Genomic DNA, 12972 nt, shown 5'->3' with positions numbered 1-12972 from the left:
AGCGTCAAAATTAAGTAAGACGATTTATATTTGTTGCCGTGGAAACTTTCAGCCCATCTCCGGATGGGCTTTTTTCTCCACACTCTTTCCTGCTCAACCCCTCTGACCCGTGATTTCACCGGGTAGCGAGATAAAATGCACCAATCAGGTGCGGGAGACTGCGGTATGGCAACTGGCAAACTGCCCGATGCTGGGCAGATCCTGAATTCCTTAATCAACAGCGTTCTGCTGTTAGACGACGAATTGGCTGTGCATTATGCCAATCCGGCAGCTCAGCAGTTACTGGCGCAAAGTTCCCGAAAGCTTTTTGGCACCCCTTTGCCAGAACTGGTGGGATATTTTTCGCTGAACATCGAATTAATGCGTGAAAGTCTGACAGCCGGACAAGGCTTTACAGACAGTGAAGTGACGCTGGTCGTAGACGGCCGCGCGCATGTGTTGTCGCTGACCGCACAGATGCTGCCAGAAGGTTTCATTCTGGTGGAACTGGCGCCGATGGATAATCAGCGCCGCCTGAGCCAGGAACAATTACAGCACGCTCAACAGGTTGCTGCGCGTGATTTGATCCGCGGTCTGGCACATGAAATCAAGAATCCGCTCGGCGGGTTGCGTGGCGCAGCACAATTATTATCCAGAGCGCTGCCCGATCCGGCCTTGCTGGAATATACGAAAGTCATTATTGAGCAGGCTGACCGTCTGCGTAATCTGGTCGACAGATTGCTGGGCCCGCAACGTCCGAGCCAGCATGTGACACAAAGTATTCACCAGGTTGCGGAACGGGTTTGCCAACTGGTCTCGATGGAGAAGCCGGATAACGTTCAGCTGGTGCGGGACTATGATCCGAGCCTGCCTGAACTGGCGCACGACCCCGATCAGATAGAACAGATTTTGTTAAACATCACCCGCAACGCATTACAGGCGCTGGGGGAGGAAGGCGGCACAATTACATTACGCACGCGTACTGCTTTCCAGATTACGTTACACGGCGTGCGTTATCGTCTGGTGGCCCGTATCGATATTGAAGATGATGGCCCCGGCGTACCGGCGCATTTGCAGGACACCCTTTTTTACCCCATGGTCAGTGGCCGCGAAGGGGGCACCGGTTTGGGCCTGTCCATCGCGCGCAGTTTGATTGATCAGCATTCGGGTAAAGTTGAATTTAACAGTTGGCCAGGACATACCGAATTCTCGGTATTCCTGCCTATTCGCCAGTGAGGTTCTTATGCAACGAGGGATAGTCTGGATCGTCGATGACGATAGCTCCATCCGCTGGGTACTTGAACGTGCGCTCACTGGAGCCGGTTTAACGTGCACCACGTTTGACAGCGGCAATGAAGTGCTTGATGCCATTGCGACTCAAACCCCTGACGTTTTGTTATCAGATATCCGTATGCCCGGGATGGACGGTTTAGCGCTGTTAAAGCAGATTAAACAACGTCACCCGATGCTTCCGGTCATCATAATGACAGCACACTCCGATCTGGATGCTGCAGTCAGCGCCTATCAGCAAGGTGCGTTTGATTATCTGCCAAAACCGTTCGACATTGATGAAGCCGTGGCACTGGTTGAACGAGCCATCAGTCATTATCAGGAACAACAGCAACCGGCACGCAGCCAGCCTGCGAGTGGCCCGACCGCAGACATTATCGGTGAAGCGCCCGCTATGCAGGACGTATTTCGCATCATCGGCCGTTTGTCCCGTTCTTCAATCAGCGTGCTGATTAATGGGGAATCCGGTACCGGTAAAGAGCTGGTCGCTCACGCCTTACACCGCCACAGCCCGCGCGCCAAAGCGCCCTTTATCGCGCTGAATATGGCTGCTATCCCGAAAGACCTGATTGAGTCCGAATTATTCGGCCACGAGAAAGGGGCGTTTACCGGCGCCAACACCGTCCGTCAGGGACGTTTTGAACAAGCCGATAACGGCACGCTGTTCCTCGATGAAATCGGGGATATGCCGCTTGATGTGCAAACCCGTCTGCTTCGCGTGCTGGCAGATGGCCAGTTCTATCGTGTTGGCGGTTATGCGCCGGTGAAAGTGGACGTGCGTATTATCGCTGCGACTCACCAGAATCTGGAGCTACGGGTTCAGGAAGGGAAATTCCGCGAGGATTTATTCCACCGCCTGAACGTTATCCGCGTCCATCTGCCGCCGCTGCGTGAACGTCGTGAAGACATCCCGCGTCTGGCGCGTTACTTCCTGCAAGTCGCGGCTAAAGAGCTGGGTGTGGAAGCAAAAAACCTGCATCCGGAAACAGAAACGGCACTGACGCGATTGCCATGGCAGGGCAACGTGCGCCAGCTGGAAAACACCTGCCGCTGGCTCACCGTCATGGCGGCGGGTCAGGAAGTGCTGATTCAGGATTTACCCAGCGAACTGTTTGAGACCTCGGCCCCTGAAACCGGTGGTCAGAGTCTGCCAGACAGTTGGGCGACATTGCTGGCACAATGGGCAGACCGTGCGCTGCGTTCCGGTCATCAAAACCTGCTGTCAGAAGCGCAACCTGAAATGGAACGTACATTACTGACCACGGCGCTGCGCCATACACAGGGACATAAACAGGAAGCGGCACGGTTGCTGGGCTGGGGGCGAAATACCCTGACCCGCAAACTGAAAGAACTGGGCATGGAATAAAAGTCCTCGCACCAGACAGCAAAACAGCCGCTTATGCGGCTGTTTTTATTTGCAGAGCAGACTGTCAGATAACGCGGGAGAATTGTTGCTGGCGCACCTGACGTCGCAGATAAATATCAAAGCACATACAGATATTACGGATCAGCAAACGCCCGCGCGGTGTCACCTGAATATGCGTGCCACTCACCTCAACCAGCCCGTCTTCAGCCAGCGGCTTCAGCAGTGCCAGATCATCAGCAAAATAATCGGTAAAACGAATGTCGTAACGCTGTTCGATATCAGCAAAATTCAGCTCAAAATGGCAGATCAGAGATTTAATGACATCGCGACGAAGGCAGTCATCATTCGTCATTTCCAGACCGCGCCATAAGGCATGTCCCTGCTCTTCCACATGAGCGTAATAGGTTTTGATATCTTTTTCGTTCTGCGCGTAGGTATCGCCGAGCATGCTGATGGCCGAAACGCCCATTCCCAGCAAATCACTGTCGCCCTGCGTGGTGTAGCCCTGGAAATTGCGGTGCAATTTGCCTTCGCGCTGGGCGATCGCCAGTTCGTCATCAGGGCGAGCAAAGTGATCCATCCCGATAAAGCGATAGCCGAAACCGGTCAGTGAAGCGATGGTTTCCTGCAAAATTTTCAATTTCTCTTCCGCACCAGGCAAATCAGCATCTTTGATTTTGCGCTGAGCGGCGAACAATTTTGGCATGTGCGCATAATTGAACACACTCAGACGATCAGGGTTGAGCTCTGCCACACGCTGCAGCGTGTAAGCAAAACTTTCTGCCGTCTGTTTCGGCAGACCGTAAATCAGATCGATATTAGTCGAGTTGAAACCCAGCGCCCGGGCGCGTGCAATGAGGGCAAAGATGAAATCTTCATCCTGCTCACGGTTAACCAGAAGCTGCACTTCTTTGTTGAAATCCTGGACCCCCATACTCAGGCGGTTAAAGCCTTCGCTGCGCAGATGGTCAAGCACATCAAGCTCAATTTCACGTGGATCTACCTCCAGTGACATTTCTGCGTCGGGCAGGATATCAAAGTATGCCCTCAGAAGGCCCATCAGACGGCTTATCTGCGCTTTATCGAGGTAAGTCGGAGTACCACCGCCCCAATGCAGCTGACTGACCTGACGACCTTTAAAGAGCGGTGCACGGTGACTGATCTCTTTTTCAAGCACGTTGAGATATTCTTCGGCTTTATGCTGCTGGCGGGTCACCAGTTTATTGCAGCCGCAGAAGTAGCAGAGCTTATGGCAGAAAGGAATGTGCACGTACAATGAGAGCGAGCGTGCCGGATAACGGGCAGCCGCATTTTCGAAAGCGGTATTATCGTAGCGTTCACTGAACTCAAGTGCTGTTGGATAGGATGTGTATCGCGGACCCGAATAATTGTATTTCTGGATCAGCGCTAAATCCCAGACGGTAGTCTGTTCTGACATGGGGTACTCACTCCTTCCGGCGTCGGATGCGACCGGTTCGCTTTACAGGCAGGCTTTGAGCCTGCCGTGCAAAGGTCGCTCTGCGCAAACGTGCTTTGGTTTTCGATAACCGGCGTAGTTTACCGAATAACCAAAGCAGATAACATGCAAAGAGTAAGGCTATTGCCGGGATGACCCAGCGCATGGATTAGAAACCCTCTTTTGGATTTCCGCGCTTGAGCAACTGCATCATGTCTTCGTTTTTCACTTCTTCTTCGTCATCTTCATCTTCGCCGAGTTCGATGCCGAGGATTTCCATCAGAACATCGATGCGATCAAGTGTCTGATCAACATAAGCCTGATCTTCTGCGCTTAATGCTTTGCCATCGTCGATGAGATCCAGCAAAGAATCCAGACGCTCATCATTTTCGAGTAACGTCAGTTCTTCTTCCGGTGTCATCTTAGGTTTTGCATCTTGCTTCGGCTGTGCGGCTTTTTTAGCTTTCGCTGCATTGTTCGTAACGGTCTCAACGATCAAAGGCACGGCTTTTTTGCTACCGATACGCGGATCGGCTTTTTTCGTGCCCGCGCCGCTTTGGTTCTGGGCCGCATCCGGATTGGCGCGTGAGCCTGCTTTATGGCCACGGCGCTTGTTGTCACGCTTGCGTTCGCGCGCTTCGATATCAAGCTCGACACGACTTTTCTTCTTCGTTTTAGCTGTCGCGGTATTGGCGCGCGGTGCTTTCGCTGGCTGTTTCATGGCATCTGCTCTTAGGTGTGTACATTTAGTATAGATTTGCGCCGGAATCTAGCAGAAAGCGGGCAAAGAAAAAAGGCAGCAAGGTAACCTTGCTGCCTTTTTCTTTCCTTCCTCAGAAGGATATTCATCAAATACTTTCCCTGTATAGCATCAACGTCCCGGTTTTTCCTTTGCCTTTCAGAGCCTCCGGCTCCGTTCATCCTTAAATCGCGATGCATTTCCCGTGATCCCTGAATGCAATTTTCGTCCCTGTTTCCGTTCTCGCCTTCACCGCGTAAGAAATACTTTACCCGACTGGCACAAAGGCTCAAGATACCCGCCAGCCGTCTTGTCGATTTCATAACGACATCAATTTTATCTTATTGAAATTGAATAACATTAAAAAATTCGGCGACAAAACAAGCGAAATAACCCGCATCATGAATAGCAAATGTCTTACATCATGAAGGCAATTTCCCCCGCCTTCATCTCTGTGGTCCCTTCGCCTCATCATTCGGATTTTAAAAACACGAACGCATCTCGGCTGTGTTGCAGTTATAATCGCCAGCCAGATACTCATGCCTCACGGAGACGCACGCTTTGACCAGCCAAACTTACAACTATCATATGACCCATTTCGTCATGAGCGCCCCGGATATCCGGCATTTGCCATCTGACGCAGGCATTGAAGTCGCATTTGCTGGTCGTTCAAACGCCGGCAAATCCAGTGCGCTGAATACCCTGACACAGCAGAAAAGCCTCGCACGTACCAGTAAAACGCCTGGCCGTACTCAGCTCATCAACCTGTTCGAAGTGAAGCCGGGCATCCGCCTGGTCGACTTGCCGGGTTATGGCTACGCGGAAGTACCGGAAGAAATGAAGCGTAAATGGCAGCGCGCGCTGGGCGAATATCTGCAAATGCGTAACTCCCTCAAAGGTCTGGTTGTGTTGATGGATATCCGCCATCCGCTTAAAGATCTCGATCAACAAATGATTCAGTGGGCAGTTGATGTGGGTACGCCGGTCATGTTGCTGCTGACTAAAGCCGACAAACTGGCTTCAGGCGCACGTCAGGCGCAGATAAAAATGGTCCGTGAAGCGGTGAAAGAATTCATGGGTGATATTCAGGTAGAAGCATTTTCCTCACCGAAGAAAATGGGCGTGGATAAACTGAGTGACAAACTGAACACCTGGTTCAGCGAAATCCCGCCGGAAGTGCAGGAAGAAGAGCTTTCTAACGAAGGCGAATAGTAGCGCCCCGGGAACGGGGAAATGTAAGTAAAGAACAGAAAGGGGTGACCGCAAGGTTGCCCTTTTTTATGGGTATAACGCTATGAAAAATCCAATAAAAAACGCCCCAGACATAAATGCCTGGGGCGGCTAAAATATTCAGCCAAATCCGATTACGTGAAGTAAAAGGTCTGAAAGATAGAACATCTTACCTCTGTACCCTACGAGAGAAACTTTACCCTATTTTCTGACGGGGAAAAAGAAGTTTTTGTAGTTTACTTACACAAAAATCGCGGATTATGCGATCACTCTCATGGTATGAGCACATAATCCTGTAGCTTAATTACAAAAAAAGCTTAATAACTATTCACTTAGTGAGCCTGATCCCAGTTTTCGCCAGTGCCCACATCTACTTTCAGTGGAACGGCCAGCGTCATGCTTGCTTCCATAAGATTACGGATTTTTTCGCTTGCCACTTCCACATCATCTTTATGCACTTCAAACACCAGTTCATCGTGTACTTGCATGATAATGCGAGCACGCGGCGCATCCGGTTGTTTCAGCCAGTCAGCGACGTTTATCATCGCACGCTTGATAATATCCGCAGCCGTTCCTTGCATCGGGGCGTTGATCGCTGCACGCTCCGCACCTTTACGGCGCATGGCGTTACTGGACTTAATGTCTGGCAGATACAGACGGCGACCATCCAGCGTTTCAACGTAACCCTGCTCAGACGCCTGAGTGCGGGTGCGTTCCATGTATTCCAGCACGCCCGGATAGCGCTCAAAGTACAAATCCATATAACGCTGGGATTCTTTGCGCGGAATATTTAGCTGGCGCGACAGACCAAATGCGCTCATGCCATAAATCAGACCGAAGTTAATCGCTTTCGCACTGCGGCGTTGCTCACCGGATACTTTCTCCAGCGGCGTACCGAAGACTTCTGCGGCAGTCGCGCGGTGGATATCTTTCCCCTCGGCGAACGCTTTCAGCAAACCTTCATCCTTAGATAAATGCGCCATGATACGCAGTTCAATCTGCGAGTAGTCGGCAGCCAGAATGATGTAGTCTTTCGGCGCGATAAACGCCTGACGGATGCGGCGACCTTCGTCATTACGCACCGGAATGTTTTGCAGGTTTGGATCACTGGAAGATAGACGCCCGGTTGCAGTCACTGCCTGATGATAAGACGTGTGCACACGTCCGGACTGCGGATTGATCATCAATGGCAGTTTATCGGTATAGGTCGATTTCAGTTTTGCCAGACCACGATATTCAAGAATGACTTTTGGCAGCGGGTAATCCAGAGCCAGCTCAGCCAGAACTTCTTCATTAGTCGATGGCGCGCCACCCGGCGTTTTCTTCAGAATCGGTAATTTCTGTTTTTCATACAGAATGGCCTGCAATTGTTTGGTCGAAGACAGGTTGAAAGGTTCTTCTGCCAGTTCATGTGCCTTGTTTTCCAGCTCATTCAGACGGATAGCCAGTTCTTTTGAGTGGGCGGCGAGGATATTCTGATCAATCAGAACGCCAGTGCGCTCGATATGAGACAGCACAGGTACCAGCGGCATTTCGATATCCGTGAAAACAGTCTTCAGGGATTCGCTTTCCGCAATCCGAGGCCACAGTGCCTGATGCAATTGTAATGTGACATCAGCATCTTCTGCCGCATAGGGCGCCGCTTGCTCCAGCGCGATTTGGTTGAAGGTCAGCTGGTTCTTGCCTTTACCTGCGATCTCTTCAAAACTGACGGTCTTATGGCCGAGATAGCGATCGGCCAGGCTGTCCATATCATGGCGGCCAGATACGCTGTCGAGCACATAGGACTCGAGCATGGTATCAAAGGCAATGCCTTTTAATTCGATGTCATAACGCAGTAACACGCCGCGGTCGAATTTCAGGTTCTGACCCACTTTCAGCTGCTTTTCATCTTCGAGTATCGGCTTGAGCTGTTTCAATACTTCATCACGATCCAACTGTACCGGCGCATCCAGATAATCATGAGCAACCGGTAAATAGGCTGCTTTACCTGCTTCTGTAGCAAAAGATAAGCCAATCAGATTGGCGGTCAGCGTATCCAGACCATCCGTTTCTGTATCGAATGAAAACACCTCAGAGCCTTTCAGATAACCGATCCATTCATCCAGCGTCGCCTGATCCAAAATGGTGACGTAACCGTCCTGAGAAAGCTGGTTAGGTTCGATCACTGCTGCTGAAGTTGTGTCTTCAGCCTGTGCGCTTTTCTTCGCTGCTGCCGGCGCTTTACCTGCTGATTTTTTACCGCTCAGCCAGGTACCGGATTCAACATCAGCCAGCCAGCGTTTGAATTCATAGCGACCAAAAAGCTTGTGCAGTTCATCAGCATCAGGTTCAGAAACCGTCAGCTCTGCACAGGTTAAATCCAGCTTCACGTCAGTTTTAATGGTCGCCAGCTGGTAAGAGAGATAGGCGACGTCTTTATTATCAGCGAGTTTGGCGGCCATGGTTTTGGCGCCGCGGAAACTGAGTGTCGATACTTTATCAAGATCGGCATACAACGCATCAAGACCACCAATGCCTTGTAACAAGGCTTGTGCGGTTTTCTCCCCCACGCCCGGCACGCCTGGAATATTGTCCGAGGAGTCGCCCATCAGGGCGAGGAAATCGATGATCAGCGAAGGCGGAACACCGTACTTCTCGACAACTTCATCTGGCCCCAGAATCGCGTTGTTCATGGTATTAATTAATGTCACGCCCGGTGTCACGAGCTGCGCCATATCTTTATCACCGGTGCTGATCAGAACAGCATGACCCGCCTGTTCAGCTTCGAGTGCCAGCGTACCGATTACGTCGTCCGCTTCTACACCAGAGACCACCAGCAAAGGCAACCCCATTGCTTTGACCATTTGGTGAAGAGGCTCAATTTGAGAGCGCAGGTCATCCGGCATCGGAGGACGGTGAGATTTGTACTGTTCGAAAAGTTCGTCACGGAAGGTTTTGCCTTTCGCGTCAAAAACCACAGCGACATGGCTTGGTGTGTATTGCAGCAATAAACTGCGCAACATGTTAAGCACACCGTACATCGCACCGGTCGGTTCACCCGCAGAGTTGGTCAGCGGAGGAAACGCATGATAGGCGCGATAAAGGTAAGACGAACCGTCTACCAGGATTAAGGGGTTTTCTGCTATCTGGGCCATAACTCTTCTTTATTCGTGATCAGACATGCTCTAAGGATGCCATAGCCAGCGGGAAAGACGAACCTTGAGAGGGAAATTCATTGCGAAGTTGCGAGGGATCTCGAAGGATCATCCTGTGGATAACTTTGTGAATAGTTTTTATAGTAAATTATTATCTGATCATATCTGGAAAATACTCCAGAATTTTAACTACTGGTTTCATCAGGTTATCGGTTTTTTTATGAAATAGTCGTGTAATAGAAGCTTAATAGCTATTGTGGATAGTAATATTTACAGGAAACATTCCGGGCATAAATTATTTATATTTCATAGAGTACTCATTTTGGTTGTTATTTTTTTCAGAAAATATAACGCCAGCCCGAAAGCTGGCGCCGAGATCAGGAATTCTTATTTTTTGGTCGCTAAGAAATTGATCACATCAGAATATTGTTTGACATACATATCCATTGAGCTGGTATCAAGTCCGTCATTTTTAACCATGTATTTCCCATTCACAAATACAGAAGGGACGCCTTGCAGACCCAAATCAGCAGCGGCTTTTTCCTGCTGAACAACCAGTGATTTCACGACGAAGCTGTTAAGTGCGGCATCATAATCTTCGCCCTTAACACCCGCCTGAATAAAGACTTTACGGATATCATCAGCATTTTGTACCGACTGCTGTTTCTGCACAGCATCAAACATCAGCGGGCTGACTTTTTCTTCAACACCCAGAGCAATAGCCACAGCCCATGCCTGAGTTAGTTGCTTACCTAACGGCCCCAGGAACTCAACGTGGTATTTAGTGTATTTCACATCTTTTGGCAGGTTCTTACGGATGCTGTCAGAGACATGCCAGACTTGTTCAAACTGGTAGCAGTGCGGGCAATAAAATGAGAAAAACTCGAGTACCTGTGGCTCATTAGCTACGGTTTTATCTAAAGTAACGTATTGCGCGCCATCAGAAAATTGCGCTGCAGATACACTGAAGGCCATAACCATACCAACCAGTGCCAGGAATATCTTTTTCATATAAAGCCTATCTCCATTTAATTAAACTTGAACGTTAATCGTGACTCAATACATTGGCATCAGCCGTAAAGGAGGTGCCTGTAATTTCTTAATTTGCTCAGTGAAAGCCGCTATCTGACCACGCCAAAAATCTTCGTCCTGCATCCAGGGGAAGCTCTTAGGAAATGCAGGATCGTCCCAGCGACGGGCGACCCAGGCCAGATAATAAACCATGCGCATAGCACGCAGCGGCTCCATCAAAGACAGTTCACTGGTATCTAAATCAGCAAACTCTCCATAAGCTTCCAGCAAGATATCTAACTGAAGCCTTTGCTCACTTTGGTCGCCATGTAACAACATCCAGAGATCCTGGATTGCCGGACCATTACGGGCATCATCCATATCCACAAACAGCGGGCCATCTCGCCAGAGAATATTCCCCGGATGGCAATCCCCATGTAAGCGCAAAGGCTGCCAGTCGGTATGCCAGAATTCCCGGGTCGTCGTGATCAGTTTATCTGTCGCAGTTAAAAAAGGCTCTCGCAGGCTTTTGGGGATCAGAGGACACTGCGCCAGGACATCACGTGGTCGGGAAAGGTATTCATCGAGGCCAATTGTCGGGCGTGCGGTGAAGAGACTTTCACTGCCAACCTGATGGATACGCCCGAGGAAACGCCCCACCCATTCCAGCTGATCGAGATTATCTATTTCATACTGACGGCCACCGACGCTTGGAAATACGGTGAACATATAACCCTGGTAGTGATGAAGTGTATCTTTATTAATAGAAAGAGGGGCAACAGCAGGGATTTCAGCATCAGCCATATCACGAGAAAACTGGTGCTCTTCGTGGATTTGTTCTTCACTCCAGCGCTCCGGCCGGTAGAACTTCACTACATAACGTTTTCTGTCTTCTCCCAGAAACTGGTAGACACGATTCTCATAGCTGTTTAAGGCAGTGAGGCCGGACTCAGCAATCAGACCGATACTCTCTAACGCATCAAGGATAAGATCCGGCGACAATGCCTGAAAATTAAAAGCAGAATTGTTCATAACTTCATTCGGGTTAGCCGCACAGAAAAGTGACAATGGGAAATAGTATCATCTATTTTTGGCGGTTCGCATGAAGTTCACATAAGTTTACATCAATCTTTAATCACGCCACGGGCACGTAAAAGTGCAGTTTTAAAGTCATCCTCATAATCTTTCTTTAAGCCTGGGATTTCAGTCGTGCTGTCAGTTCCGCGCATTTTCAGGTGATAAATCAACATGTCATCACTCAGTTCTCCCAAAGGTCCCTGATAACCACATTCTGTCGCCAGCTTCTGAATAAACTCCATCAGGTTAAGATCGCAATCTTCTTTCCATGCAGGATGCAGCAGTTCGATCAACTCATTTACGCGATGTTCTTTCATGATATTCCCTTTCAACGTAGTTGCAGACCCTAAAAATAACAGGGTTATTTCTTCAGGGAAAGGACAAGCTGACCGGGTAACAGTTAAACCTGCCTGACCGCAAGGTAAGGCGTTACAATGAACGGAATATAGACATTTTTACAGGTAAATATTATGGGGCAGGATAACATTACCGGCGTGATTTTAGCGGGTGGTCGTTCGAGCAGGATGGGTGAAGACAAAGGGCTGGTCGAAATTAATGGTAAACCCTTATTTGAACATATTGCCGAAAGATTACGCCCACAAGTCGGAGATATTCTCATCAGCTGTAACCGAAACACGAAACGATATGGCCGAAATTTCCAGACGGTCCCTGACATTACACAGGATTTTCAGGGCCCCCTTGCAGGAATGCTTGCCGCATTATCTGCCAGTAAAACCGAGTGGGTACTGTTCGTTCCCTGTGACGTACCAGCCTTTCCGTTAAATCTTACCGAAGCCTTTTTAGCCAACGCGGCCGGGCAACGGGCAGTTTTTGCCTGTGACCCTGAACGCGGGCATCCGACACTTTGTCTGCTGAACCGTAATCTGATTCCAGTACTGGAAACCTATCTCGCAAATGGCGACAGGAAATTAATGATTTTCTTTCATCAGATTGACGCAAAAGCAGTATTGTTCAACGAATCCACAGCGTTTTCCAATCTCAACACGCCTGAAGATGTGTCACATTGGAAAGCTAATCACCACGATATTTTCATATGATAAATCAACAAATTCCCTTGCTTGGGATCGTCGCTCACAGCGGAACAGGAAAAACAACATTGCTGAAGCAGCTTATCCCCTATTTGCGTCAACGTGGTATACGAACCGGTCTGATAAAGCATACACATCATGATGTGGATGTAGATACTCCAGGGAAAGATAGCTTTGAGCTACGTAAAGCGGGTGCAGACCAGACTATGGTTGCCAGCAGCAGCCGATGGGCATTAATGACAGAAATGCCCGAGCAGGATCATCTAAACCTAGACTATCTTGCGACGCGTTTTGACCGCAATAAACTGGATATGATCTTCGTTGAAGGGTTCAAGCATGAAGAGATCGACAAAATTGTGCTGCACAGGGAAGGAACAGGGGGAATATTGGAACAGTTAATTGATATTCATGCTGTTGCTGTGGCTAGTGATTGTCTATCAGAGACTATTTCAACGACAATTAGCGTCTTGAATATAAATAAGATAGAAGACGTTGGAGAATTTGTTATCAGGTGGCTGGAAAATCAGCAAAAACAGTAGTTTTCGATCTTCTGCCATTATCCAAATTCCGCATAGCAAAAAGCCCCGTACTTTCGTACGGGGCTTTCCACTAATTTGATGCCTGGCAGTTCCCTACTC

General features: G+C 49.3%; 11 protein-coding genes. 5 read left to right on the top strand and 6 right to left on the bottom strand.

All coding sequences use genetic code 11. The features are described 5' to 3' along the window. Nucleotides 1-165: 165 nt before the first annotated feature. Complete coding sequence (gene glnL, locus DXU84_RS20405) at nucleotides 166-1215, top strand: nitrogen regulation protein NR(II) (RefSeq protein ID WP_013577653.1); 1050 nt, start codon at nucleotides 166-168, stop codon at nucleotides 1213-1215. Nucleotides 1216-1222: 7 nt separating this feature from the next. Next, nucleotides 1223-2635 (top strand): nitrogen regulation protein NR(I), encoded by a 1413-nt coding sequence (glnG, locus tag DXU84_RS20400; RefSeq protein WP_013577654.1) that lies wholly within the window; start codon nucleotides 1223-1225, stop codon nucleotides 2633-2635. Nucleotides 2636-2699: 64 nt separating this feature from the next. On the opposite strand, the gene hemN is transcribed toward glnG, so the two are convergent. Both hemN and yihI read right to left on the bottom strand, forming a co-directional pair. After that, the gene (gene hemN, locus DXU84_RS20395; protein ID WP_153376595.1) at nucleotides 2700-4073 is read right to left on the bottom strand and encodes an oxygen-independent coproporphyrinogen III oxidase; all 1374 of its coding nucleotides are present in this window, start codon (nucleotides 4071-4073) and stop codon (nucleotides 2700-2702) included. Nucleotides 4074-4260: 187 nt separating this feature from the next. Further along, on the bottom strand, nucleotides 4261-4812 hold the full coding sequence (gene yihI, locus DXU84_RS20390; RefSeq protein ID WP_013577656.1) for a Der GTPase-activating protein YihI: 552 nt from the start codon (nucleotides 4810-4812) through the stop codon (nucleotides 4261-4263). A 579-nt stretch (nucleotides 4813-5391) separates the two neighbouring features. Between yihI and yihA the strand changes: the two genes are divergently transcribed. Further along, nucleotides 5392-6042 carry a ribosome biogenesis GTP-binding protein YihA/YsxC gene (gene yihA / locus DXU84_RS20385; protein WP_013577657.1) on the top strand — a complete coding sequence of 217 codons (651 nt, stop codon included), beginning with the start codon at nucleotides 5392-5394 and terminating at the stop codon, nucleotides 6040-6042. 350 nt (nucleotides 6043-6392) lie between these two features. Here the strand turns inward: yihA and polA are convergent, their stop codons facing one another. The 4 genes from polA to DXU84_RS20365 all read right to left on the bottom strand — a co-directional run bounded on the left by polA (nucleotide 6393) and on the right by DXU84_RS20365 (nucleotide 11602). Then, complete coding sequence (polA, locus tag DXU84_RS20380; RefSeq protein WP_153376594.1) at nucleotides 6393-9197, bottom strand: DNA polymerase I; 2805 nt, start codon at nucleotides 9195-9197, stop codon at nucleotides 6393-6395. 387 nt (nucleotides 9198-9584) lie between these two features. Beyond that, entirely contained in the window at nucleotides 9585-10208 is a 624-nt protein-coding gene (dsbA, locus tag DXU84_RS20375) for a thiol:disulfide interchange protein DsbA (protein ID WP_013577659.1), read from the bottom strand. Between the two features lie 45 nt (nucleotides 10209-10253). Beyond that, on the bottom strand, nucleotides 10254-11240 hold the full coding sequence (locus tag DXU84_RS20370) for a serine/threonine protein kinase (RefSeq protein WP_037035574.1): 987 nt from the start codon (nucleotides 11238-11240) through the stop codon (nucleotides 10254-10256). A 92-nt stretch (nucleotides 11241-11332) separates the two neighbouring features. Further along, nucleotides 11333-11602, bottom strand: coding sequence for a YihD family protein (locus DXU84_RS20365; RefSeq protein ID WP_013577661.1), 270 nt, complete (start codon nucleotides 11600-11602; stop codon nucleotides 11333-11335). Nucleotides 11603-11755: 153 nt separating this feature from the next. On the opposite strand from DXU84_RS20365, the gene mobA reads away from it, so the two are divergent. Together mobA and mobB are read left to right on the top strand one after the other, a co-directional pair. After that, nucleotides 11756-12343, top strand: a complete 588-nt coding sequence (gene mobA, locus DXU84_RS20360) for a molybdenum cofactor guanylyltransferase MobA (protein WP_013577662.1) — start codon at nucleotides 11756-11758, stop codon at nucleotides 12341-12343. Beyond that, nucleotides 12340-12873: a molybdopterin-guanine dinucleotide biosynthesis protein MobB gene (gene mobB, locus DXU84_RS20355; protein WP_013577663.1), complete on the top strand. Its 534-nt coding sequence runs from the start codon at nucleotides 12340-12342 to the stop codon at nucleotides 12871-12873. Before mobA ends, mobB begins: the two co-directional genes overlap by 4 nt. The last annotated feature ends 99 nt before the right edge of the window (nucleotides 12874-12972 follow it).

Source organism: Rahnella sp. RcJ3 (assembly GCF_009498575.1).
GTDB lineage: Bacteria > Pseudomonadota > Gammaproteobacteria > Enterobacterales > Enterobacteriaceae > Rahnella > Rahnella aceris.
This window is presented reverse-complemented; position numbering and strand designations above follow the sequence as displayed.